This is a genomic window from Nonomuraea fuscirosea (assembly GCF_003001935.1).
GTDB lineage: Bacteria > Actinomycetota > Actinomycetes > Streptosporangiales > Streptosporangiaceae > Nonomuraea > Nonomuraea fuscirosea.
Genome location: NZ_PVNG01000003.1, coordinates 306,950 through 329,446, shown reverse-complemented (window position 1 = coordinate 329,446; position 22,497 = coordinate 306,950). Strand labels below are relative to the sequence as shown.

22 protein-coding genes are annotated in these 22,497 nt (G+C 70.7%); 5 read left to right on the top strand and 17 right to left on the bottom strand.

The genetic code is table 11. From position 1 onward, the window contains the following. Positions 1-36: 36 nt before the first annotated feature. The 3 genes from B0I32_RS08580 to B0I32_RS08575 all read right to left on the bottom strand — a co-directional run bounded on the left by B0I32_RS08580 (position 37) and on the right by B0I32_RS08575 (position 3,015). A complete protein-coding gene (locus B0I32_RS08580) occupies positions 37-1,164 on the bottom strand; it encodes a peptidoglycan-binding domain-containing protein (protein ID WP_146178088.1) in 1,128 nt (375 codons plus the stop codon). A 227-nt stretch (positions 1,165-1,391) separates the two neighbouring features. Further along, complete coding sequence (locus B0I32_RS57530) at positions 1,392-1,556, bottom strand: hypothetical protein (RefSeq protein WP_181307168.1); 165 nt, start codon at positions 1,554-1,556, stop codon at positions 1,392-1,394. 295 nt (positions 1,557-1,851) lie between these two features. Next, the gene (locus tag B0I32_RS08575; protein ID WP_106236556.1) at positions 1,852-3,015 is read right to left on the bottom strand and encodes an acyl-CoA dehydrogenase family protein; all 1,164 of its coding nucleotides are present in this window, start codon (positions 3,013-3,015) and stop codon (positions 1,852-1,854) included. A 132-nt stretch (positions 3,016-3,147) separates the two neighbouring features. Here B0I32_RS08575 and B0I32_RS08570 point away from each other — a divergent pair, with 132 nt between their 5' ends. Then, complete coding sequence (locus B0I32_RS08570; RefSeq protein WP_106236555.1) at positions 3,148-4,461, top strand: UDP-glucose dehydrogenase family protein; 1,314 nt, start codon at positions 3,148-3,150, stop codon at positions 4,459-4,461. Positions 4,462-4,479: 18 nt separating this feature from the next. Here B0I32_RS08570 and B0I32_RS08565 read toward each other — a convergent pair whose 3' ends face one another. The 3 genes from B0I32_RS08565 to B0I32_RS08555 form a co-directional block, all read right to left on the bottom strand. Beyond that, positions 4,480-5,367, bottom strand: a complete 888-nt coding sequence (locus tag B0I32_RS08565) for a GNAT family N-acetyltransferase (protein WP_106236553.1) — start codon at positions 5,365-5,367, stop codon at positions 4,480-4,482. 81 nt (positions 5,368-5,448) lie between these two features. Further along, the gene (purE, locus tag B0I32_RS08560; protein ID WP_106237043.1) at positions 5,449-5,925 is read right to left on the bottom strand and encodes a 5-(carboxyamino)imidazole ribonucleotide mutase; all 477 of its coding nucleotides are present in this window, start codon (positions 5,923-5,925) and stop codon (positions 5,449-5,451) included. An 82-nt stretch (positions 5,926-6,007) separates the two neighbouring features. Further along, a complete protein-coding gene (locus tag B0I32_RS08555) occupies positions 6,008-7,156 on the bottom strand; it encodes a 5-(carboxyamino)imidazole ribonucleotide synthase (protein WP_106236551.1) in 1,149 nt (382 codons plus the stop codon). A gap of 343 nt (positions 7,157-7,499) precedes the next feature. Here B0I32_RS08555 and B0I32_RS08550 point away from each other — a divergent pair, with 343 nt between their 5' ends. Further along, on the top strand, positions 7,500-7,982 hold the full coding sequence (locus B0I32_RS08550) for a GtrA family protein (RefSeq protein ID WP_106236549.1): 483 nt from the start codon (positions 7,500-7,502) through the stop codon (positions 7,980-7,982). A 6-nt stretch (positions 7,983-7,988) separates the two neighbouring features. On the opposite strand, the gene B0I32_RS08545 is transcribed toward B0I32_RS08550, so the two are convergent. Both B0I32_RS08545 and B0I32_RS08540 read right to left on the bottom strand, forming a co-directional pair. Then, positions 7,989-9,266, bottom strand: a complete 1,278-nt coding sequence (locus B0I32_RS08545; protein ID WP_106236548.1) for an ATP-binding protein — start codon at positions 9,264-9,266, stop codon at positions 7,989-7,991. Then, the gene (locus B0I32_RS08540) at positions 9,267-9,935 is read right to left on the bottom strand and encodes a response regulator transcription factor (RefSeq protein ID WP_043620820.1); all 669 of its coding nucleotides are present in this window, start codon (positions 9,933-9,935) and stop codon (positions 9,267-9,269) included. Positions 9,936-10,163: 228 nt separating this feature from the next. Between B0I32_RS08540 and B0I32_RS08535 the strand changes: the two genes are divergently transcribed. Continuing rightward, positions 10,164-10,880 (top strand): GNAT family N-acetyltransferase, encoded by a 717-nt coding sequence (locus tag B0I32_RS08535; protein WP_106236546.1) that lies wholly within the window; start codon positions 10,164-10,166, stop codon positions 10,878-10,880. Positions 10,881-10,961: 81 nt separating this feature from the next. Here the strand turns inward: B0I32_RS08535 and bfr are convergent, their stop codons facing one another. The 7 genes from bfr to B0I32_RS08500 form a co-directional block, all read right to left on the bottom strand. After that, on the bottom strand, positions 10,962-11,447 hold the full coding sequence (bfr, locus tag B0I32_RS08530; protein ID WP_106236544.1) for a bacterioferritin: 486 nt from the start codon (positions 11,445-11,447) through the stop codon (positions 10,962-10,964). A gap of 27 nt (positions 11,448-11,474) precedes the next feature. Beyond that, positions 11,475-11,651 carry a (2Fe-2S)-binding protein gene (locus B0I32_RS08525; RefSeq protein ID WP_103960892.1) on the bottom strand — a complete coding sequence of 59 codons (177 nt, stop codon included), beginning with the start codon at positions 11,649-11,651 and terminating at the stop codon, positions 11,475-11,477. A 115-nt stretch (positions 11,652-11,766) separates the two neighbouring features. Continuing rightward, positions 11,767-12,387 carry an MBL fold metallo-hydrolase gene (locus B0I32_RS08520; RefSeq protein ID WP_106236543.1) on the bottom strand — a complete coding sequence of 207 codons (621 nt, stop codon included), beginning with the start codon at positions 12,385-12,387 and terminating at the stop codon, positions 11,767-11,769. After that, on the bottom strand, positions 12,387-13,472 hold the full coding sequence (locus tag B0I32_RS08515) for an S-(hydroxymethyl)mycothiol dehydrogenase (RefSeq protein WP_106236541.1): 1,086 nt from the start codon (positions 13,470-13,472) through the stop codon (positions 12,387-12,389). Before B0I32_RS08515 ends, B0I32_RS08520 begins: the two co-directional genes overlap by 1 nt. A gap of 15 nt (positions 13,473-13,487) precedes the next feature. After that, the gene (locus B0I32_RS08510) at positions 13,488-14,594 is read right to left on the bottom strand and encodes an adenylate/guanylate cyclase domain-containing protein (RefSeq protein WP_425438088.1); all 1,107 of its coding nucleotides are present in this window, start codon (positions 14,592-14,594) and stop codon (positions 13,488-13,490) included. Between the two features lie 48 nt (positions 14,595-14,642). Beyond that, positions 14,643-15,155, bottom strand: a complete 513-nt coding sequence (locus B0I32_RS08505; RefSeq protein ID WP_106236540.1) for a PH domain-containing protein — start codon at positions 15,153-15,155, stop codon at positions 14,643-14,645. 127 nt (positions 15,156-15,282) lie between these two features. Further along, entirely contained in the window at positions 15,283-16,107 is an 825-nt protein-coding gene (locus tag B0I32_RS08500; RefSeq protein ID WP_106236538.1) for a biotin--[acetyl-CoA-carboxylase] ligase, read from the bottom strand. Between the two features lie 61 nt (positions 16,108-16,168). On the opposite strand from B0I32_RS08500, the gene fdhD reads away from it, so the two are divergent. Both fdhD and B0I32_RS08490 read left to right on the top strand, forming a co-directional pair. Then, positions 16,169-17,038: a formate dehydrogenase accessory sulfurtransferase FdhD gene (gene fdhD, locus B0I32_RS08495; RefSeq protein ID WP_106236537.1), complete on the top strand. Its 870-nt coding sequence runs from the start codon at positions 16,169-16,171 to the stop codon at positions 17,036-17,038. Positions 17,039-17,121: 83 nt separating this feature from the next. Beyond that, positions 17,122-18,204 carry an epoxide hydrolase family protein gene (locus B0I32_RS08490; RefSeq protein ID WP_106236535.1) on the top strand — a complete coding sequence of 361 codons (1,083 nt, stop codon included), beginning with the start codon at positions 17,122-17,124 and terminating at the stop codon, positions 18,202-18,204. A 44-nt stretch (positions 18,205-18,248) separates the two neighbouring features. On the opposite strand, the gene B0I32_RS08485 is transcribed toward B0I32_RS08490, so the two are convergent. Together B0I32_RS08485 and B0I32_RS08480 are read right to left on the bottom strand one after the other, a co-directional pair. Beyond that, positions 18,249-20,870: a phosphoenolpyruvate carboxylase gene (locus B0I32_RS08485; RefSeq protein WP_106236534.1), complete on the bottom strand. Its 2,622-nt coding sequence runs from the start codon at positions 20,868-20,870 to the stop codon at positions 18,249-18,251. A gap of 68 nt (positions 20,871-20,938) precedes the next feature. After that, positions 20,939-22,495, bottom strand: a complete 1,557-nt coding sequence (locus B0I32_RS08480; RefSeq protein WP_106236532.1) for a hypothetical protein — start codon at positions 22,493-22,495, stop codon at positions 20,939-20,941. Positions 22,496-22,497 lie beyond the last annotated feature (2 nt).

Sequence of the window (22,497 nt, the reverse complement as noted above, 5' to 3'; positions counted from 1 at the left end):
AGCCGCCCCACAGCGAAAGGCCGCCATCGATGCGCCTCATTCGGTACGGGTCGCCTGACCACTGACGCGTGATGTGCCCACGGCCGACTCCAGGGTAGGGCCGTCATCGCTCAGGCGAGCAACCCAAGTGTTGGGCCCCACGACGCCGTCGATCAGCAGGCCCCGCCATTCCTGAAAAGCCTCGACCGCCCTGGCCGTGGCGGGGCCGAAGATGCCGTCCGCACTCCCCGGCGTGCTCTCCCAGCGGTTCGGCGCATACTCCGTCAGCACGGTTTGCAGACGGCCGACAATGTCGCCTTCCGCGCCCTCGCGTAGCAGAGGCAGATCCGCTCCGATGGGCAGCGCCTTACGGGTCGCGAATCCATACCGGCCATCGGCCACCAGCCCATGGGCTTCCTGGAAAGCACGCAACGCACGTTCGGTCGCACGTCCGAAAAGCCCATCGACGGCGATCGGCGATTCGCCGCTCCGGCCGAGAGCCGACTGCAGCCGTCGCACGGCCGCCCCCTGATCCCCGAACTGCAGCAGCCGCCGCCGGGGCGAGGAGATCGGCTCGGCAGGGGCCGCCTGACCCAGCTGCCCGCTCTGCAAGAGCCGCAGCATGTGAAGATTCAGGAGATAAACCTGATGGCTGAGCTGATCAAGCCGCTGTCCGATCGGCGGAATCCGCACAGCACGCCGGGACCCCGCGCTTGATTCCCGTACGGCCGCGTCCTTCTCTTGCGCCGCTTCACCACCGAGGTCACGCATGAACTGATCCAGCGCCCGCCCGATGGCCGCGTAATCCTCATAAAGCTCTTCAAGTCGCTGCCGCGCGCCAGAACCGAAGTACGCCTGCGTGAGCGCCGAACTGCGATTCAAATTGTCGTTCCAGATCAGCAACACTTCCCGATAACGTTCACGCGCCTCGGCCAGCCCATCGCCCGCGCCACCCACCGCCCGCCGCTTGGCCGCCCAGAACACCAGCCGCATCCGGTAGAGCCGCCTGTCGAGCAGACTGCTGACCTCCTCGAAGATCTTGCTCGCCTGCTCGCGTTCCCGTTCATGCTGCTGGGTCTTGTACTGGTGCGCCCAGGCACGCCGCTGGAAGAGGTAACCGAGCATCCCACCCAGCACAGTCGTCAGCACGAAGCCGAGCCCGAGCAGAACCAGCTGATCGCCCACCGCCGTCACCCTCCAGGCACGTTCACCGACCTCCGCCGCAGCAGCAGAAGGGACACAGGGAAATCGCTCGGCGAGCTTGAAGCGTTAGGACATCCAGGTGACCGCTAGGGCGTTGGTGCAGGACCTGTTCAGGTAGTCAAACGACGCAGCGAGCGCGGTGGCCACCACATCAACGGATCAGACTTTGCCGCACACGATCTGCGAGGCACTCCCCTTCGTCGCACCCGTCAGGACAGCGACTCGTTCTGCGTCAGAGCCGCGCTCTCGCGGCGTTGGGCAAGCTGCCGAGCGTCAATGGATTCGTCGACCAAGTGCCGGGTCTCGGCGAGAGCTTCTTCGCCTCCGGCCTGCTCAACGTGCTTGGCGCGATTCCACTTCTTGAACGTCGTCATCAGCGCCGGCCCTCCCCTTCTACACGTCCTTGCAGGTAAGTCTCGTGCAGCTGCTCCATGCGGCATGGCCTCCTCCTACCAGCGGGCAGGGTCGCGCGGGCTCGCCTTGACCTTGTCTCCGGCGACTAGAAGGATGGCATCCCGGCTAAGGTCGACGCGGTGGTTTGAGCTGGGGGTTTGGGGGCCGTGCCCCCCAATGGACACGGCCTGAGCCCTGTGCGCGAAGCGCCCCTCGCGATGACCATGCCTTCAGCCCCCGGCCCCCCGGCCGGTCCTGGGTGTCGCTGGTCAGCGGCTACTTGAGGAGTTGTCTGGCCATGACCATGCGCTGGATCTGGTTGGTGCCCTCGTAGATCTGGGTGATTTTGGCGTCGCGCATCATGCGTTCCACCGGGAAGTCCTTGGTGTAGCCGTACCCGCCCAGCAACTGCACCGCGTCCGTGGTGATTTCCATGGCGGCGTCCGAAGCGGCGCACTTCGCGGCGCTGGACAGGAAGGTCAGGTCCTTCTGGGGCTCTCCGTGCATGGCGCGGTCCGACTTCGCCGCCGCGTGGTACGTGAGCTGGCGGGCGGCTTCGAGCTTCATGGACATGTCGGCGATCATGAACTGGAGGCCCTGGAAGTCGGCTACCGGGCGGCCGAACTGCTTGCGTTCCTTGACGTAGCCGATCGCGAAGTCGAGGGCGCCCTGGGCGATGCCGAGGGCCTGGGCGGCGATCGTGATGCGGGTGTGGTCGAGGGTGGCGAGGGCCGTCTTGAAGCCGCTGCCGGGCGCGCCGATCATGCGGTCGGCCGGGATGCGGACGTTGTCGAGGATGACCTGGCGGGTGGGTGAGCCCTTGATGCCGAGCTTCTTCTCCTTGGGGCCGAACGAGACGCCTTCGTCGGACTTCTCCACCACGAACGCGGAGATGCCGCGCGCGCCGGCCTCCGGGTCCGTCACCGCCATCAGGGTGTAGTACTCGGAGACGCCCGCGTTCGTGATCCACATCTTCACGCCGTTGAGGACGTAGTGGTCGCCGTCGGCCACCGCTCTCGTCTTCATGGCGGCGGCGTCCGAGCCCGCCTCCGGCTCCGACAGCGCGTACGAGAACATCGCCTCCCCGCGTGCCACCGGCGCGAGGTAGCGGGACTTGAGCTCCTCCGACGCCGAGAGCAGGAGGGGGACCGTGCCGAGTTTGTTCACGGCGGGGATGAGGGAGGACGACGCGCAGGCGCGGGCCACCTCCTCGATGACGATGACCGTGGCCAGCGCGTCCGCCCCGGCGCCCCCGTACTGCTCGGGCACGTGTACGGCGTGCATGTCCGCCGCCACGAGCGCCTTGTAGACGTCCCAGGAGAACTCCTCGGTCTCGTCGATCTCGGCGGCGTGCGGCGCGATCTTCTCGTCGGCCAGGGCGCGCACGATCTCCCTGAGCATGTCGTGCTCTTCGGCGGGCGCATAGAGAGGGAAGCTCATGGCACAGATACTAGGACGTCCGAGCATTTCGTTACCAGCGGGTACGGTTTGCGGAGAATTGCAGGTGGCACGTAGCAGATAGCGAGGGCCGGTAGCCGGTAACATGCCTGCGCGATCGAAAGGAGCCTCCTCGTGCCATATCGCCTCACGGTGATCGGGACCGGATACCTGGGCATCACTCATGCGGCGTGCATGGCTGATCTCGGATTCGACGTCCTGGGCCTCGATATCGACGCCGACAAGATCCGCCGTCTTAACGCGGGCGAGCTTCCCATCCACGAACCGGGCCTCGAATCCGTCCTGCGCCGTGGCCTCGAATCGGGCCGGCTCCGCTTCACCACCTCCTACGAGGAGGTCGCCGCCTTCGGCGACGTGCACTTCGTCTGCGTGGGCACACCGCAGAAACGCGGCGAGTATGCCGCAGACGTGACTTACATGGACAACGCCATCGAGTCTCTCGCCCCGTTCCTCGATCGCGAGTGCCTGGTGGTCGGCAAGTCCACCGTTCCCGTGGGTACGGCCGAGCGGATGGCCGACAAGCTGACCCGGCTCGCCCCGGCGGGCGGGCAGGCCGAGCTGGCCTGGAACCCCGAGTTCCTGCGCGAGGGCTTCGCCGTCCAGGACACGCTCCACCCCGACCGCATCGTGTTCGGCGTACGCAGCGAGCGGGCCGAGAAGATGTTGCGCGAGATCTACGAGCCGCTGGGCGAGGTGCCGATCGTGGTCACCGACTTCGCCACGGCCGAGCTGGTCAAGACGGCCGCCAACGCGTTCCTGGCCACCAAGATCTCCTTCATCAACGCCATGGCCGAGGTCTGCGAGGCCGCGCACGCCGACGTCGAGCTGCTGTCGGAGGCGCTGTCGTACGACGACCGCATCGGCGGCCGCTACCTCAACGCCGGCCTCGGCTTCGGCGGCGGCTGCCTGCCCAAGGACATCAGGGCCTTCATGGCCCGCGCCGGCGAGCTGGGCGCGGACCAGGCGCTGACGTTCCTGCGCGAGGTGGACGCCATCAACATGCGGCGCCGGGCCCGCATGGTGGACCTGGCCAGAGAGCTGGCCGGCGGCTCCTTCCACGGGTGCACGGTGGGCGTGCTGGGCGCGGCGTTCAAGCCGAACTCCGACGACATCCGCGACTCGCCCGCCCTCGACGTCGCCGTGACGATCGGGCATCAGGGCGGACAGGTCACCGTGTACGACCCGATCGCCCTCGACAACGCTCGTAAGGCGCATCCCGAGCTCAACTACGGCGAATCGGCCGTGGAGGCGGTTCGCGGGGCGCATGTGGTGCTGCTGCTCACGGAGTGGCAGGAGTTCGTCCAGCTCGATCCGGTGGAACTGGGGGCCGTGGTCGCGACCCGGCGCATCGTCGACGGGCGCAACGCGCTCAACTCCGAGATGTGGCGGTCGGCGGGCTGGCACTATCGCGCCCTCGGCCGTCCCTGACCCCTCCGGCTTCCGTGGCTACGGCAGGTGCCGGATCCACTGGGTGAAGAGGGGACGATAGCCGCGACGCGCCCAGAACGGCGTCGAGAGCGGATTCGGCAGCGCGTGGTGCAGCACCATGGACGTCACGCCCTCGGCCGCCGCGTGATCGTGGGCGGCGTCGGTGAGCGCCACCCCCACGCCGTGCCCGCGGGCCGCCGGTTCGACGTACATGGTGCCCAGGTACGCCACCGGCGCGGCGTTCACCGATGAGGAGATCCAGCGGGTCCTGGTGGGCGGCTGGACGATGACGCAGCCCGCCACCCGGCCGGCCACCTCGGCGAGCCGGCACCACTCCAGCGGCAGCACCTCCTTGGCCACCGACTCCCGCAGCCGCTCCGTGGTGGACGCCCGCGCCGTGACCCAGCCGAACTGGGCGTCGTAGTCGATCAGCCGCCGGTACATGCCGGTCACGACGTCCAGGTCGTCCTGGTTCGCCCGGCGTACGGCGACATCGGGCACGGGAGCGGCCGGCGTGTGCGGCAGGATGCGGCGGGCCGCCACGGCGGCGACGGGCATGAAGCCGCGCAGGGCCAGTGCCTTGACGGGGGCGGTGTCGCGGCTGGGCCATGACACGCTCAGCGCCTGCTCAGGGCCGTCGGGGCGGCGGCGGGCGAGCCAGCGGTCGAGCACGGCTCCGAGCGCGGTCTCGGGGTCGGGGCCGGCGACGCGGGCCTGGAGACGGTGGACGACCAGCGGGGACCAGGTGGCCTGCAGGCTGTCGGGGTCGAGCCGGTCCGTCGAGGCGAGCCCGACGGCGTCGCGTACTTCCAGCCACTCGCCCTTGCCGTGGAGCTCGTCCTGGCCGGCGACGAGCGGGTCCACAGCGCGTACGCGAGCCGCGTGGTCCTTGATCAGGTCGTCCATCCCGGCACCCTAACCGCCTCGGAGGCCGGGAATAAAGAGGCGCTTGCGCGCTGGACGCCTCGGAGGTCGGCGCTCAAGCGCTCAGAGGCCGGCGGCCTCCGCGCGCACTTTCTCGCCCTTGGCGTACGCCTGCTCCTTCAGCCGCTCCTGGAACTCCTCCATCCGCGCCCGCAGCCCCTCGTCGGAGGCCGCCAGGATGCGTACGGCGAGCAGGCCGGCGTTACGGGCTCCGCCGACCGCCACGGTGGCGACCGGGACCCCGGCCGGCATCTGGACGATCGACAGCAGGGAGTCCATGCCGTCCAGGTATTTCAGCGGCACCGGCACCCCGATGACCGGCAGCGGCGTGACCGAGGCCAGCATGCCGGGCAGGTGGGCGGCACCGCCCGCGCCCGCGATGATGACCTGGACGCCCCGGGATGCGGCCTGCCGGCCGTAGTCGATCATCTCTTCGGGCATGCGGTGGGCCGAGACCACGTCGGCCTCGAACGGCACCCCGAACTCGGCCACCGCCTCGGCCGCCGCCTTCATCACCGGCCAGTCGGAGTCGCTGCCCATGACGATGCCGATCACGCTGCCTCCTTCACCGGCCCCGCGACCCTCGCGGCACCGTGCCCTGCTACTGAGCTGCCGCGCTCGCTCACACGTACTCCCCCGTCATCAGGTGGACGGCTGCGTGGCGGGCGCGGGCGCGTACTTCGTCCAGGTTGGAGCCGAGGGCGGTCACGTGGCCGATCTTGCGGCCCGGACGCACCTTCTTGCCGTAGAAGTGCAGCTTGATGCCCGGATCGTGGGCAAGCACGTGCTCGTAACGCTTGAACACGTCAGGGTCGTCGCCGCCGAGCAGGTTGGCCATGACGACGTGCTGGGCGGTCATCTTGGGCGTGCCGAGCGGCAGGTCCAGCACGGCCCGCAGGTGCTGCTCGAACTGCGACGTCGTCGAGCCCTCGATGGTCCAGTGGCCGCTGTTGTGGGGGCGCATGGCCAGCTCGTTGACCAGCAGCCCGCCGGAGGTCTGGAACATCTCGACCGCCAGCAGCCCGGTCACCCCGAGCTGCTCGGCGATCGTCAGGGCGATGCGCTGGGCCTGGGCCGACTGCTCCTGGTCGAGGCCGGGGGCGGGCGCGATGACCTCGACGCAGATGCCGTCCTGCTGCACGGTCTCGACGACCGGATAACTCACGCCCTGACCGTGCGGCGAGCGGGCGACCAGCACGGCCAGCTCCCGTTCGAACGGCACGAACGCCTCGGCCATGAGCTCGATCCCGGACGCGAACGCCTCCACGACGTCGGCCGGGGACCGGCACACCCACACGCCGCGGCCGTCGTAGCCGCCGCGCACCGCCTTGAGCACCACGGGCCAGCCGTGCTCGCCGGCGAAGGCGGTGACGTCGTCGACGGACCGGACCCGCGCCCAGGCGGGGCAGGGCGCGCCGATCGCGGTCAGCCGCTCGCGCATGACGGCCTTGTCCTGGGCGTGCACGAGCGCGTCCGCGCCCGGATGCACGACATAGCCGTTGGCGGTCAGGGCCCTGATGTGCTCGGTGGGCACGTGCTCGTGGTCGAACGTGATCACATCGCAGCCCTTGGCGAACTCGCGCAGATCACCAAGATCACGGTAGTCTCCGATGCGCGTGTCGACGACGACCCTGGCCGCGCTCTCCTCGGAGTTGTTGGCCAGCACCCGCAGCTCGACGCCGAGCGCGATCGCGGGCGGCTGTGACATTCTGGCCAGCTGGCCCGCGCCGATGACGCCGACGACCGGCCCGATGGGGCTGTATGAACTCACGCCAGGTGAGCTTACCTGGACGGATGGGCTTTCCCCGACCCGCCCGGAGCATTCCGTGACGGGCCGGGGCTGGGCGGCCGTTCCGGGTCGCCTTGAAGGCACGGCCGTCCAGCCGTCTCACAGGTACGGCCGTCCAGCCGGCCGCAAAGGCACGGCCGCCCAGCGTTCGCGTGCCCTCGAACTGTCCCGCAGCGTAATCCTCCTCCCGCCGTTATGCCCTTCATAAGCCGATATTTCGCTAGATGTTCTTTGCGCGGTATGTTCGGCGGTCTGACACTCGCGCGACATCCCGGCCGGTACGCTGGGGCGAACAGGCGCGACGAGGAAGGGACCGAGCAGAGACGTGGATTTCGCCAGACGGCTCTACCAGCGGTTCTCGTCCCTCGTGCACGAGCTGGCCAAGTTCGGCAGCATCGGGGCGGTGGCGTTCGTCATCGACCTGAGCCTGCTCAACCTGTGCAACAGCGTGCTCGACCTCGGGCCCCTGACCTCGAAGGTCGTGGCGACGACGATCTCCACCACCTTCGCCTACCTGGGCAACCGCTTCTGGACGTTCCGCCACCGCGAGCAGAGCGGGCTCGGCCGCGAATACTTCCTCTTCTTCCTGCTGAACGGCATCGCACTGCTGTTCGGCATGCTGACGATCGGCTTCACCACCTACACCCTCGGCCTGCACGACACGCTCAGCTTCAACATCGCCAACATCGTCGGCGTGGGCCTCGGCACTCTCTTCCGCTACTGGTCGTACAAGAAGTGGGTGTTCCTGGAGGCCACCGAGCCGATCCCGGTCGAGCTGCCCGAGGACGGCGTCAAGCAGGAACGCTGACCCCCCTCACGCCGGGCCGCTGACCACCCGGTTCCTGTTGTCGTCCTCCGCCGGTCGCAGGAAGATGGCGAACGTCGCCGGGCGGCGGCGTACGAGCTCCAGCCGGCCCCCGTCGGCGGCGGCCAGCGCGCGGGCCAGCGTCAGCCCCAGTCCGGTGCCTCCGCCACCGCTCACGTTGCGCTCGAAGATCTTCGGGGCGATCTCGTCGGAGATGCCGGGCCCCTGGTCCGCCACCTCGATCACCACGTAGTTGTCGCCGCAGCTGCTCGTGACGGTGACGTCGCCACCGCCGTGCCGCAGGGAGTTCTCCAGCAGCGAGGCGATCACCTGGCCGAAGCCGCCCGTGGTGGCCATCGCCTTCAGGTCGCGGGCGCCTTCGAGGTGGAGCCCGCGGCCCGCGTCGCGGAAGACCGGCGCCCATTCGGTGATCTGCTGGTCGAGCACCTCGTCGATGGCGACCGGTTCGGCCTGGGCGTGGCGCTGGCGGCGGGCCGCGGCCAGCAGCTCGTCGATCACGGCGGTCAGCCGTTCCGCCTGGACGATCGCCGCCTCGCCCTCCTCGCGTACGACCTCGGGTTCGTCGGAGGCGGCGACGATCTCCTCCAGCCGCATGGTGAGCCCGGTCAAGGGGGTACGGAGCTGGTGGGAGGCGTCGGTGGCGAACTCCCTCTCACGCGTGAGCAGGTCGGAGATGCGGGTGGCGCTGCGGTCGAGCACCTGGGCCACGCGGTCCAGCTCGGGGATGCCGTAGCGGTGTTTGCTCGGCCGCGCGTCCCCGGAGCCCAGCCGGTCGGCGATCTTGGCCAGGTCCTGGAGGGGAAGGGTCAGCCGGCGTGACTGCACGACGGCCAGGCTCACGGCCACCGCCAGGGCGGCGACGGCCAGGGCCACGATGAGCAGCAGCCGGGCCCGTACGTCCTGCTCGACCTGATCCTGGTCGCGGCTGATCCGTACGTAGACCCCGGTGTTGGTCTGGGCGTCCTCGGTCATCAGGTGACCGGACGGCGGGGGGTCGCCGACGACGGTCACCCTCAGGGGGGTTCCGCGTTCCCAGATCTGGATGAATCTGCCCGGGTACTTCTGCTCCAGTTGCTGGGGATCGAGCGGCGTCTCCTGGACGCGGGCGTACTCCACCTCTCCCACGAGACGCTTGGCTTCCGCCCCGAGCTCCTGAGCCGCCTCATCGACGATCAGGCGGCTGACGACGACGCCCAGGGGGACCCCCAGCAGCAGGACCGCGATGACCGCGACGACCAGGGTGGAGGAGAGCAGTCGGCGGCGCATCTACTCGCGCTCGAACCGGAAGCCGACCCCCCGGACGGTCGTGATGTAGCGCGGCTTGGCCGCGTCGTCGCCGAGCTTGCGGCGTAGCCAGGAGATGTGCATGTCGAGGGTCTTGGTGGAACCCCACCAGTTGGTGTCCCACACCTCGCGCATGATCTGCTCGCGGGTGACGACCTTGCCCGCGTCGCGGACGAGGACGCGCAGCAGGTCGAACTCCTTGGTGGTCAGGTGCAACTCCTTCTCCCCCATCCAGGCGCGCCGGGAGTCCGCGTCGATGCGCACTCCCTGAACGACCGGGGTCTCGGACGTGCCGCGGCGCAGCAGCGCGCGTACCCGGGCGAGCAGTTCGGCCAGCCGGAACGGTTTGGTCACGTAGTCGTCGGCGCCGGCGTCGAGGCCGACGACGGTGTCCACCTCGTCGACGCGGGCGGTGAGGATGAGCACCGGAGTGCCGTGCCCTTCGGCGCGGATCCGGCGCGCGACCTCCAGCCCGTCCATCTCCGGCAGGCCTAGGTCGAGAACGATGAGGTCGATGCCGCCCGACAGTGCCCTTTCCAGGGCCTGCGGGCCGTCGGGACTCACCTCAACCTGATAGCCCTCGCGGCGCAGCGCACGCGCGAGTGGCTCGGATATCGAGGTGTCATCCTCGGCGAGAAGTACGCAGGTCATAAAGCGATCGTAGGACCTTAGGCGATCGTTTCCCGGGCGCAGCGCGCGGTTTGACTCGTCGTTGACCTATCCATTGACCTGGGCAAACACAGCTAAAATACAGTAGGTCGTGATTAAAGCACCGCTGCTTTGGGGGCGGAATTCATCGGGTGATCATGCCCACCGATGAAATGACTCAATCCACCCCCTCGGCGCGTCGCCGTCGCGGCATGGTGCGATCATGGGGAAATGTCCCTGCCCGCCGCCGATCGCGCGCGTGAGATGTGGTCCCGCCTCGCCGGCTCACCGGCCGGCTTCCCCGGGCCCGGCGACGCCGGCGTGGTGGTCTCGCCCGAGTCGTCGCTGTGCCCGCCGGGCTGGAGCGGGATGGTCGAGCTCGACGGCGCGATCCTGGCCGTCGTGCCGCGCCCCGATCTGGTGGACGGGGTACGCGAACGGCTGCTCGCCCTGCTCGGCGACGGGGACGGGGCCGGGCTCTCCCGGCTGGCGGTGGGTGAGGTGCTGGGCCCCGCGGAGCTCGCCTACCTGGACGAGCCGGACTTCCGACCGGCCGGCGTGGAGGTGGAGCGCCTGCCGTCCGGGCACGGCGACGTCGAAGCGCTGCTGGCGTCGGTCCCCGAGGCGGACGCGGCGGAGTCCGGGCTGGAGCGGACCGAGTCGCCGGTGTACGTGCTCCGCGACGGGTCGCGGGTCGTGGCCGCGTCGGCGTACCGGACGTGGGTGGAGACGGCGGCGCACCTCTGCGTCCTGACGGCGGACCCGCACCGGGGGCGCGGGCTGGCCCGCGCGGTGGCCTCGGCGGCGGTGGCGGACGCGCTGGCGGACGGGCTGCTGCCGCAGTGGCGCGCCCGGCCGGCCGCGTCGCGCCGGGTCGCCGCGGCGCTCGGCTTCCGCCGGCACGGCGCGCAGCTCAGCGTCCGCGACCTGGCCGCCGCCCTGGCCTGAGGCCGAGGCACGCCAGCCGGAACGACCTGCCGCCAGGGCCGACGAGACGGTGGCCGGCGGCGGCCGGGGCGGGAGCGGGTGTCAGTCGCCGCTGGAGCGAGGCTCGGCGTAGCGGGCCAGGTAGAGCTGCTCGCCGAGGCTGCGGATCAGCCCCAGCTCCGTCTCCAGGTAGTCGATGTGCTCTTCCTCGTCCCGCAGGATGTCCTCGAAGATGTTCGCGGAGGTGATGTCACCCTTCTCGCGCATCAGCTGGATCGCCGGCCGCAGCCGCTCGACCACCGACATCTCCACTTCGAGGTCGGCCCGCAACTGCTCCTCGACGGTCTGGCCGATGTGCAGCGTGCCCAGCCGCTGGTAGTTGGGCAGGCCCTCCAGGAAGAGGATGCGGTCGGTGAGGCGTTCCGCGTGCCGCATCTCCTCGATGGACTCGTCGCGGGTGTGCTCGGCCAGCTTGGTGTAGCCCCAGTTCTCCTGCATCTTGGCGTGCAGGAAATATTGGTTGATCGCGGTGAGCTCCGCGGTCAGCTGCTCGTTGAGCAATTCGATGATCTGCTTGTCGCCCTGCATGGAAACGGGCTCCTCATCGCTATCCGGCTATGCGGTCGTCAGTTCTTCCGACCGTTTCAGGATCGCACAGATCTTCCGTACACAACGGGCACAGTCACCACCAGCACCTGTAGTGTCGCGAATCTGCTTCGCGCTCGTCGCCCCGGAGGCGATGCAGTCGTGCACCTCATTCTCGGTCACAGCACGACAAACGCAGACGTACATCCGGGGACAGGCCTTTCAAGCAGGGGAAGGTGCCGTTAGGTTAGGCACGCCTAAGGTACCCCACTTTGGTTAGGCTTGCCTATGTTGACTGTGTCACAGTCGCCTTCCCCGGCTGTCAGTGCCCTCTGGCGATCCATTCCTCCAGGTGAGGAGCCTCGGCGCCGATCGAGGTCGAGTCGCCGTGACCGGTGTGCACGACCGTCTCGGCCGGCAGGGTCAGCAGCCGCTTCCTGATCGAGTCGATGATGGTCTCGAACGAGCTGTAGGAACGCCCGGTCGCCCCCGGCCCGCCCTTGAACAGCGTGTCACCGCTGAACAGGACCCCGAGCTCGGGCGCGGACACGCAGACCGCGCCCGGCGAGTGGCCCGGCGTGTGCAGGATCTCCAGCACGTTCCCGCCGGCCACCAGTTTCTCGCCGTCGGCCAGCGGCTCGTACGAAACCTCAGGGCCGTACACCTGCTCCCACAGCACCTGGTCGTCCGGGTGCAGCCGGATCGGCGCCCCGGTCAGCCGGGCCAGGTCGGCGGCGGCGTTGACGTGGTCGTTGTGGGCGTGGGTGCACAGGATGGCCCTGACCGCGCGGCCGCCCACCCGCTCGGCGATCGGGGCGGCGTCGTGGGCGGCGTCGATGACGACCACCTCACGCGCGTCGCCGACCACCCAGACGTTGTTGTCGACCTCCCACGTGCCGCCGTCGAGCGAGAACGTGCCCTTGGTGATGACCCGGTCGATCATCAGAAGACCACCACCGAGCGCAGCACCTCGCCGCGGTGCATCTTGGCGAACGCCTCCTCGACCCCGTCGAGCGCGATCGTCTCGGAGACGAACTTGTCCAGCGGCAGCCGGTTCTGCAGGAACAGGTCGATGAGCATGGGGAAGTCGCGGCTGGGCAGGCAGTCGCCGTACCAGGACGACTTGAGCGCGCCGCCGCGGCCGAACACGTCGAGCAGCGGCAGGTCGATGCGCATCTCCGGGGTCGGCACGCCGACCAGCACGACCGTCCCGGCCAGGTCACGGGCGTAGAACGCCTGCTCGTACGTCTCCGGCCGGCCCACCGCCTCGACGACCACGTCGGCGCCGTTGCCGCCGGTCAGGTCGCGGATGGCCTCGACCGGGTCGTTCTCGCGCGAGTTGACCGTGTGGGTGGCGCCGAACTCCTTGGCCCACTCCAGCTTGCGATCGTCGACGTCGACCGCGATGATCCGGGCCGCGCCGGCCAGCGAGGAGCCGAGGATGGCCGCGTCGCCGACGCCGCCGCAGCCGATGACCGCCACGCTGTCGCCGCGGGTCACCCCGCCGGTGTTGATCGCCGCGCCGAGACCCGCCATCACGCCGCAGCCGAGCAGCCCCGCCACCTGGGCCGGCGCCTCGGCCGAGACCTTCGTGCACTGGCCGGCCGCCACGATCGTCTTGTCCAGGAACGCGCCGATGCCGAGCGCGGGCGACAGCTCGGTGCCGTCCTTGAGGGTCATCTTCTGCTTGGCGTTGTGGGTGGCGAAGCAGTACCACGGACGGCCGCGCAGGCAGGCCCGGCACTGGCCGCACACCGCGCGCCAGTTGAGGATGACGAAGTCGCCGGGCTCGACCTCGGTGACGCCGGGGCCGACCGCCTCGACCACGCCCGCCGCCTCATGGCCCAGCAGGAACGGATAGTCGTCGCTGATCCCGCCCTCGCGGTAGTGGAGGTCGGTGTGGCAGACCCCGCAGGCCTGCACGTCGACCACCGCCTCGCCCGGACCCGGATCCGGCACGATGACCGTCTCGAGCGAAACTTCCTGGCCCTTGCCCCGGGCGACCACGCCCTGCACTTCGTACGGCATGCCAGCCATCTTGTGTCAGAGGGATGATCTCCGCAAGACATACGGCTGGACCACGCCGAGTCCTCTGGCCGGACGGTGCCGGATCTTGCGCAGCTCGTAACCGCCGTGGCCGGTCAGGGCCTCGGCCAGGGCCGCGTCCACCAGGATGGTGCCCGGCCTGGCGATGGCGGTGAGCCTGGCCGCCAGGTTGACGGTCGTGCCGAAGACGTCGCCCATCAGCGGCACCACCGGGCCGTAGGCCAGGCCGATGCGCAGGTCGTCGGTGACGGCCAGGTCGAGCGCGACGGCCGCCGCGTGCGCCGCAGTCGGTGCGGTGAACAGCACCTCGTCGCCCAGCGTCTTGACCAGCCTGGCGCCGTGCGTGGCCACCACGTCGGAGGCCCGCGACTCGAACCCCTCGACCAGCTCGGCCAGCGCCTTCTCGTCCAGCTCGCGGCTGCGCCTGGTGAACGACACCAGGTCGGCGAAGCCCACCGCCATCGGCACCCTGGCCGGGGCCGGCTCGTCGCTCACGTCGGCGATGGCCAGCAGCCGGGTGCCGGCGGCGGCCAGCTGGGCCCGCCAGACGTGCACGAGCACATGCTCGAAGTCGGGCATCAGTTTCCGCGCGGTGTCGAGCACCCGGTCCAGGTCGGCGTCCGCGGGCGGCTCAACCTCCGGCTTCGGCTCGGGGTGCGGCTCAGCCTCCGGCTCCGGCCCGGGCTGCGGCTCCGGCTCGGGCGCCAGCGTGCCCATCATGATCTCGGCCTGCCACTGTGCCAGCCTGGCCGTGGTCTGGCCGAGCGCGCGGGCCATCCGGATGAGCGTCGGCTCGTCGAGCAGGCCGGCGTCGAGCATGCCGCGCACCCGGCGCAGCGCGTCGGCGTCGCCCTCGGTGAACGCGACCGCGTCGTCCGCCCGCTGCGCGAAGCCGAGGGCGCGCCAGATGCGCTCGGCCAGCGGCTGCGGCACGCCGCTCGCCGCGGCCACCTCCGCCCGCGTGTAGCGCGGCGGCAGGCCGAGCAGCAGCCGCTCGATCTCCTCGGCGCTCGGACGGCCGGGACGCGCTTCGTTCACCTGCGGCCGGACGAGTCGGTGCCCGTCGAGCACCTGCGGCCGGACGAGTCGGTGCCCGTCGAGCACCTACGGCCCGAGGAGTCGGTGCCCGTCGAGCACCTGCCGCCGGTCAGGTCAGCGTCCATCGAGCTCGCCGTCCGAGGCGTCCTCCACGAGCCGGAACAGGTCGGTCCTGACGTCCTGGATGCGCGGGATGTCGCGCAGCACGATCTCGCCCCTGTCGCCGGCCGACTCGACGGTCAGCGTGCCGCAGCCCAGCAGCCGCTCGGCGAAGGTCTGGTCCGAGCTCACCGTGTTGACCTTGGTGATCGGAATCTCGTCGGTCGACTTGTTGAGCACGCCCGTGCTGATCGTGAAGCGGTGGGTGGTGAGCACGTAGCCGGTGTTCTTCCACCTCAGGTAGGGGACGAACGACCAGATCGTTAGCAGGATGAGCCCGACGACGACGACGGCGATCCTGGCGTAGAAGGCGTACTCGAAGTCGCCGGGGATGAAGTAGAGCGCCGCACCGGAGGCGAGGGCGATGAGGACCAGCGCGATGAAGGGGACGATCAGTCGCTTCCAGTGGGGGTGGAAGGATCGGACGCGCCGCTCACCCTGCGTCAGATGGTGGTCGGGAATGGTCATGGCCCAAATCGTGCCACCAACCCGGCCCGCCTGCTATGCCGACGACACAACCGGACGACTCCCGGCGTTCGGCGCGGACGACTACAGGTCGTCGGCGTGGACGGCTACAGGTCGTCGGCGTGGACGGCTACAGGTCGGCCGGACGGACGTGGACCACGTCGCCGGCGCTCAGCGTGTGGCGCTCGCCGTCCGCCTCGACCTGGAGGTGCCCGGAGCCGTCGATCCCGGTCGCGAGCCCGGTCAGCGACCGGTCCCCCGGCAGCTCCACCCTGACCAGCCGCCCGATCGTGGCGCTGGAGGCCAGGTAGGCGGGGCGGAGCCCGGACGCGTCCGCGTCGCCGCCGGCCTCCGTCCACTCGCGGTAGTGGCTCTCCAGCTCCCTCAGCACCGCCCGCAGCAGCGGGTCGCGGTCGAGGCAGGCCGCCTGCTCGATGCCCAGTGACGTGGCGGTCGCGACCGGGAGCTCACTCGTCTTGAGCGTCACGTTGAGCCCCATGCCGATGACGACGGCGTCGTCGGCCCGCTCGGCCAGGATGCCGGCCAGCTTGCGCTCGCCGATCAGCAGGTCGTTGGGCCACTTGAGGCCGACGTCCACCTCGGCCAGGCGGCGGATCGCCGAGGCCGCGGAGACGCCGTACAGGAGGGAGAGCCAGCCCTGCGCGGCGACCGGCACCTGCGGTCTGAGCAGCACGGAGAAGGTCAGGCCCGAGCGGGGCGGCGCCGACCAGGCGCGGCCCAGGCGGCCCCGGCCCGACCGCTGCGCCTCCGCCACCAGCACCGTGCCGGCGGGCGCTCCGCTCCTGGCGGCCTCTGCCAGGTCGGCGTTGGTGGAGCCGGTGCTCTCGACCACGGTGACGCCGGTCCACAGCGAGCCGGGACGGACCAGGGCCCGGTTGAGCGACGCCTGTGAGAGCGGCGGGCGGTCGAGGTCGGAGTATCGCGAGTCGGGCATCCTCCCATCTTCGCGGATGGCGTGACCCCTCATGACGACGCCGACCAGGCAAGATGGACGGATGAGCGAGCGTGACGTCCCCGGGGGCGGGGCGGCGGCGCGGCCGGGGCCGACCAGCCGGGTCCGGGTGAGACAGCTGTCCGGCCTGTCCGCCCGGGACCGCCGCGACGACCTGGCCACGGAGGAGCCGCTGGAGATCCGGCTGACCGGGCCCGGCGGCGCGGGCAGGACCGTGGCGATCACCATGCGCACGCCGGGGCACGACTTCGAGCTGGCGGCGGGGTTCCTGCACGGCGAGGGCCTGGTGCGGGCCGGCGACATCGCCGCGATCGGCTACTGCGCCGACGCGGATCCGCCGCCGGAGTCGCGCTACAACGTGGTGACGGTACGCCTGCACGTGCCCGTGCCCGACCTGCCCGCGCTCGACCGCCACTTCCTCACTTCCAGCGCGTGCGGCGTCTGCGGCTCGGCGAGCCTCGACGCGCTGCGCGAGCGGTGCGCGCCCGTGCCGAGAGGGCTGCTCACGCTCTCCCCCGGCCTGCTGTACGGGCTGCCGCCGGCGTTGCGCGCGGCCCAGGGGGTGTTCGGCAAGACGGGCGGGCTGCACGCGGCGGGGCTGTTCTCCCCCTCGGGGACGCTGGTGGCGGTGCGCGAGGACGTGGGCCGGCACAACGCGGTCGACAAGCTGGCCGGCTGGGCGGCGCTGGACGGGCGGTTGCCGCTGGCCGAGCACGTGCTCATGGTGAGCGGCCGGACCAGCTACGAGATCATGCAGAAGGCGCTGGCGGCGGGGCTGCCGGTGGTGTGCGCGGTGTCGGCGCCGTCGTCGCTGGCGGTGGAGCTGGCCAGGGAGTTCGGGGTCACGCTGGTGGGCTTCCTGCGCGGCGAGCGCTGCAACGTGTACGCGGGCGCCGAGCGCGTCTCCGTCTGAGAAAAGTGTGGAATGAAGCATTCCGTTCTGCTACTCTGGAAACAGAACAAAGCGTTCCGATCCGCAACTTCCGGAGGCACCGCATGAGCGCCATCACTCCCTTCCGCGTCGACATCCCGCAGTCCGAGCTGGACGACCTCCAGGCCCGCCTCGCGCTCACCCGCTTCACCGACGAGATCCCCGGCGCCGACCAGGGCGTGGCCGTCGAGCGGGTCAGGCGCCTGGTCGGCCACTGGCGCGACGGGTTCGACTGGCGGGCGCAGGAGGCCAGGCTCAACGCCTTCCCGCAGTTCACCACCGAGATCGACGGGCAGAACATCCACTTCATCCACGTCCGCTCCGACAACCCCGACGCGCTCCCGCTGATCCTCACCCACGGCTGGCCCGGCTCGATCGCCGAATACCTCGACGCCGTCGAGCCGCTGTCCCGCCACTTCCACCTGGTCATCCCGTCGCTGCCCGGCTACGGCTTCTCCGGGCCGACGCGGGAGCTGGGCTGGAACAACCAGCGCATCGCCAGGGCGTGGGCCGAGCTGATGGCGCGGCTCGGCTACGAGCGCTACGGCGCGGCCGGCAACGACGCCGGCTCGATGATCTCCCCCGAGCTGGGCAGGATCGACGCGGAGCACGTCGTCGGCGTGCACGTCACCCAGCTGTTCTCGTTCCCGTCGGGCGACCCCGCCGAGTTCGCGGACCTGAGCGAGGAGGACCAGGCCGGGCTGGCCGTGCTCGACTGGTTCTGGAAGGAGAAGGGCGCCTTCAACGTGCTGCAGTCGCAGCAGCCGCAGACGCTCGCGCACGCCATCGCCGACTCGCCCTCCGGGCTCGTGGGCTGGCTGGCCCAGCTGTTCGACGAGGACCTCGACGACGACTTCGTGCTGCTCAACGCGGCCATCCACTGGTTCACCGGCACGGCCGGCTCGGCGCTGCGGCTGTACTGGGAGAACGCCAGGGCCGAGCAGCCGAAGGAGCCCACGACGGTGCCGACCGCGCTGGCCATGGGCGAGGGCGACTTCCGGTCGATCCGCCGCTTCGCCGAGCGCGACCACGCGAACATCGTCTCCTGGACGACCCTGCCTGCCCCGGCCCACGGCCACTACACCGCCCACACCGCCACCGAGGCGCTGACCTCCGACGTCATCGCCTTCTTCGCCGGTGTGCGCTGATCGCGGCCCATGGCGGCGGGCGCCATGGGCCGCGATCAGCGGGGTCAGCCGGTGTTCTGCAGCCCCGCCGCCACCCCGTTGACCGACAGGAGCAGGAGCGTGGACATGCGGTCGCGCTCCCGCTCCGACAGGTCCTCGGTACGCAGCGCGCGCAGGGCCCGCAGCTGGAGGTGGGAGAGCGCGTCCACGTACGGGTCGCGGAGCTGGACGGCCCGCGACAGGACCTTGCGGTTCTCCAGCAGCCGCGTGTGGCCGGTGACCCTGAGCACCAGGTCACGGGTGCGGTCGTACTCCTCCAGCACCTGGCGGGCGAAGTCCTCCCTGCCCCCGAGGGCCAGATAGCGCTTGGCGATCGAGCGGTCGGTCTTGGCCAGCGACATCTCCGCGTTGTCCAGCATCACGTTGAACAGCGGCCACTCCGCGTACGCCGCCCGCAGCTCCTCCAGCGAGCCGACCGAGGCCAGGCCGGTGCCGAGGCCGTACCAGCCGGGCAGGTTGACCCGGGTCTGGGCCCAGGCGAAGACCCAGGGGATGGCCCGCAGGTCGTCGAGGGAGCGGGGCGCGCCCAGGCCGCGCCGGGCCGGGCGGGAGCCGAGCCGCAGGGTGCCGATCTCCTCCAGCGGGCTGACCAGACCGAACCACTCGGGGAAGCCCGGCGCCTCGGTCAGCGCCCGGTACGCCTCCTCCGAGGCCCCGGCCACCCGCTCGGCCAGGCCGCGGAAGCGCTCCGCCGCCGTCGCGGTGCGGGCGCCGACCGTGGGCGAGGAGGCCAGCAGGACGGCGTTGGCCACCTGCTCCAGATGCCTGCGGGCGATGGCGATGTGACCGTAGCGGGCGAAGATGACCTCGCCCTGCTCGGTGACCTTGAACCGGCCGGCGACCGAGCCGGGGGCCTGGGCCAGCACCGCGCGGTTGGCCGGACCGCCGCCCCGCCCCAGGGCGCCGCCCCTGCCGTGGAACATGCGCAGCTTGACGTCGTGCTCGGCGGCCCAGGCGGTCAGCGCCTCCTGCGCCTCGTACAGCCGCAGCGTGGCCGCCGCCGGGCCGAGTTCCTTGGCCGAGTCGGAGTAGCCGAGCATGATCTCCATGCGCCGGTCGGTGTCGGCCAGGCGCCGCTGGATCTCCGGGATGTCGAGCATGCCGGTCAGCACGTCCGGCGAATTGGCCAGGTCCTGACCCGACTCGAAGAGCGGCACCACGTCGAGCGTCGGGGCCCGCTCGCCGAGGGCGCGGCGGGCCAGCTCGTAGACGGCCGCGATGTCGTCGGCGGAGCGGGTGAAGGAGACCACGTAACGGGAGCAGGCCGTGACGCCGAAGCGCTCCTGGATCCAGCCGATCACCCGGATCGTGGCCAGGACCTCCTCGGTGCGCTCGGACAGCTCGCCGCCGGCCCGCAGCTCCTCCAGGGCGGCCGCGTGCACCTGGGAGTGCTGGCGCACCTCCAGCTCGGCCAGGTGGAAGCCGAACGTCTCCACCTGCCACATGAGGTGCTGCAGCTCCCCGTACGCCTGCCGCGGCGCGGACGCGGACAGCGACTCCTGGGCCAGCCGCAGCTCGGCCAGCAGCTCGGCCGGCGAGCGGTAGGCCAGGTCGAGATCGCGGCGGCGGGTGGCGGCGATGCGCGCGGCCACGAACAGCAGCCACTGCCGGTGCGGCTCGCGCGGCGAGCGGGTGGCCAGCTCGGAGACCACGTCGGGATGGGCGTCGACGGCCGCCGCCAGCGCCGCGGTCAGCTCGGGCGAGCAGGGCGCGAACTGGGCGGAGGCGGTGAGCGTGCGGGCGATGCGGGTGCAGGCCGTCTCCAGGGCGGTCAGCACGTGCTCGGACTGGATCTGGATCGTCTCGCGGGTGACCTTGGAGGTGACGTTGGGGTTGCCGTCGCGGTCGCCGCCGATCCAGCTCCCGTAGCGGATGAAGGGCCTGGCCAGCGGCGGCCGGGTGCCGGTGCCCTCGTCGAGTGCGGCGTCCAGCGCGCGGTAGACCTGCGGCACCATGCGGAACAGCGTCTCGTCGAAGGCGGCCATCGCCGTGCGGACCTCGTCGAGCGGGTCCAGCTTGGTCGAGCGGAGCTGGGCCGTGCGCCACAGCAGGTCGATCTCCTCCAGCATGCGCCGCTTGTTCTCGGCGCGTTCGGAGGCCCCGCGGCCGGGGGTGTTGTACTCGGTCAGCTGGCCGCTGATCCGCTGGATGGCGGTGACGACGGCGCGCCTGCGCGCCTCCGTGGGATGCGCCGTGAGCACCGGATGCAGCTCCAGGCCCGCCAGCAGCTCGCCGACGCGCTCGTGCCCCAGCTCGTGCACGGCGTGCGCGAGCGACTCGCGCTGCACCCTGCCCTCGGCGTCCCGCTCGCGCAGAGTGCGGATGCGGTAGTGCTCCTCGGCGAGGTTGGCCAGGTGGAAGTAGCACGTGAACGCGCGGGCCACGGCCACGGCCCGCTCGATCTCCCATCCGGCGACCATTTCGGTGATCACGTCGGCCGAGATCTCACCCCTGCGCGCGGCGATGACGGCCTTGCGCAGTCGTTCGACGTCGGCCAGCAGGTCGTCGCCGCCCTGCTCGGCCAGCACCTGGCCGAGCAGTTTGCCGAGCAGCCGCACATCGTGGCGTAGCTCGTCCGGCATCTCGGTTACGGCGACACTGCGACGCTCGAGCCCCTGGTCAATCATGTTTCGAAGGGTATCCAGTCGGTTCGGGACGCCGTAGACCGGTCTCAGGTATTGGACTAGACCACTGGTCAGGTGGGCTTGGAGATGGCCATGAGCAGCTCGGGCGTACGGGGGAAGCCGATCTTGGCGGCCAGGCGGCGGCCCAGCGTCTCGACCAGCAGACCGTAGAACGGCGCCGCCACGCACACCCAGTACAACCCGAACAGCAGCGGCACCACGAACGGCAGGATCAGCAGCGCGATGCCCGCCGTGGCGCCCAGCGAGGAGGCGGCGGCCACGCCGCCCTGACCGGGCGCGGCGCCGGTGAAGGCGTTCATCCGCTCGGGCACGGTGTACGGGAGCACCACGCTCGTCACGGAGCCGACCCCGAGCCCGATCCCGAGCGCGCCCCATCCGGCCAGCACGGCCGGCAGGATCGAGCCGGGACTGCCGGTGAGCAGCCCGGCCGCCACGCCGACCACGGTCAGCAGCGGCACGGCGATCATCGCGTTGGCCAGGTGACGCCCGGCCAGGTCGATGATCAGGCCGCGCTCGCTGCCGAAGGCGACGGCGTTCATCCACAGGGAGCGGCCGTCGATGCCGAACGCGTTGCCCGACTGCAACGCGATCATGAGCGCACCCGCGGACGTCAGCAGGATGGGCAGGCCGGCTCCGACGCCCAGGTTCCGCATCGAAAAGGCCAGCACGAGCGTGACCACGGCGGCGCTGAACCAGCCCACGCGGGAACGGGGTTCGCGCCTGATGTACTTCAGCTCCTTGGTCACCACCGCCGCCAGCGGCCCGTCCGGCAGGAACCGGTCGGCCAGGCCCCGCTCCCTGCGCACGGAGGCGGCCTGGGTCGAGACGTCGGGCGTGACCAGCGCCCGGTTCAGCGCCTTGATCCACAGCCAGGCGAGCACGGCCACGAGCAGCGCCACGAACACGATCTCGGCCAGCCCCGCCGGGCCGCCGTCGGCGATGGCGTGGGCCAGCATGCCCGGCGGGGTCCACCGCAGCACGTCCGTCATCCGGTGCAACAGGGCCGCCGGATCGCCGAAGCCGGAGTTCAGCACCAGGTTGGGCAGCTGGGTGAGCACCACGACGAGCAGCGCGGCCACGGCCAGCACGTCACGGCCGCGCCGGGTGCGCAGCGCGCTGGACAGCGACGTGGTGATCAGCCGCGAAGCCACCACGCAGAGCGCGAACTGCACGAGCACGGCCGGCACCCCGAGCAGCCATCCCCCGGCGCTCGACGCCAGCCCGACCAGGGCGCCGAACGTGACGATCAGCATGGCCGCCGGCCACACGCCGGTGACGGACGCGGTGAACATGCCGACGGCCAGCCGGCCCGTACGCAGCGGGAACAGCGCCAGCTTCGCCGGGTCGAGCGTGTCGTCCAGGCCGAACACCAGCAGCGGCACGGTCATCCAGCCGAAGAGGAAGACGGAGAAGGCGAGGACGGCCAGTTCGGAGGCGACGTCGGGCGGTGCGAAGCGCAGCAGGCTCATGAGGAAGAAGCCGACCGCGGCCAGGCCGGTCGCGGCCACGAGGGTGAAGATGAAGCCGAGCTTGCGCTGGAGGTCTCCGCGCAGGTTGCCGGCCAGCAGGCGCAGCTTGAGCCGCGCGAAGAGCGTCACCGTGTTCATCG

Excerpts from the sequence above, each read along its gene's own strand:
- B0I32_RS08535 (WP_106236546.1), top strand. The coding sequence starts at position 10,164 with ATGTCCCTGCCCGCCGCCGATCGCGCGCGTGAGATGTGGTCCCGCCTC.
- fdhD (WP_106236537.1), top strand. The coding sequence starts at position 16,169 with ATGAGCGAGCGTGACGTCCCCGGGGGCGGGGCGGCGGCGCGGCCGGGG.
- B0I32_RS08545 (WP_106236548.1), bottom strand. The coding sequence starts at position 9,266 with ATGCGCCGCCGACTGCTCTCCTCCACCCTGGTCGTCGCGGTCATCGCG.
- B0I32_RS08575 (WP_106236556.1), bottom strand. The coding sequence starts at position 3,015 with ATGAGCTTCCCTCTCTATGCGCCCGCCGAAGAGCACGACATGCTCAGG.
- bfr (WP_106236544.1), bottom strand. The coding sequence starts at position 11,447 with ATGCAGGGCGACAAGCAGATCATCGAATTGCTCAACGAGCAGCTGACC.
- B0I32_RS08505 (WP_106236540.1), bottom strand. The coding sequence starts at position 15,155 with ATGACCATTCCCGACCACCATCTGACGCAGGGTGAGCGGCGCGTCCGA.
- B0I32_RS08520 (WP_106236543.1), bottom strand. The coding sequence starts at position 12,387 with ATGATCGACCGGGTCATCACCAAGGGCACGTTCTCGCTCGACGGCGGC.
- B0I32_RS08565 (WP_106236553.1), bottom strand. The coding sequence starts at position 5,367 with ATGGACGACCTGATCAAGGACCACGCGGCTCGCGTACGCGCTGTGGAC.
- B0I32_RS08500 (WP_106236538.1), bottom strand. The coding sequence starts at position 16,107 with ATGCCCGACTCGCGATACTCCGACCTCGACCGCCCGCCGCTCTCACAG.
- B0I32_RS08540 (WP_043620820.1), bottom strand. The coding sequence starts at position 9,935 with ATGACCTGCGTACTTCTCGCCGAGGATGACACCTCGATATCCGAGCCA.
- B0I32_RS08480 (WP_106236532.1), bottom strand. The coding sequence starts at position 22,495 with ATGAACACGGTGACGCTCTTCGCGCGGCTCAAGCTGCGCCTGCTGGCC.
- B0I32_RS08525 (WP_103960892.1), bottom strand. The coding sequence starts at position 11,651 with ATGTACGTCTGCGTTTGTCGTGCTGTGACCGAGAATGAGGTGCACGAC.
- B0I32_RS57530 (WP_181307168.1), bottom strand. The coding sequence starts at position 1,556 with ATGACGACGTTCAAGAAGTGGAATCGCGCCAAGCACGTTGAGCAGGCC.
- B0I32_RS08515 (WP_106236541.1), bottom strand. The coding sequence starts at position 13,472 with ATGCCGTACGAAGTGCAGGGCGTGGTCGCCCGGGGCAAGGGCCAGGAA.
- purE (WP_106237043.1), bottom strand. The coding sequence starts at position 5,925 with ATGGGCAGCGACTCCGACTGGCCGGTGATGAAGGCGGCGGCCGAGGCG.
- B0I32_RS08485 (WP_106236534.1), bottom strand. The coding sequence starts at position 20,870 with ATGATTGACCAGGGGCTCGAGCGTCGCAGTGTCGCCGTAACCGAGATG.
- B0I32_RS08490 (WP_106236535.1), top strand. The coding sequence starts at position 17,122 with ATGAGCGCCATCACTCCCTTCCGCGTCGACATCCCGCAGTCCGAGCTG.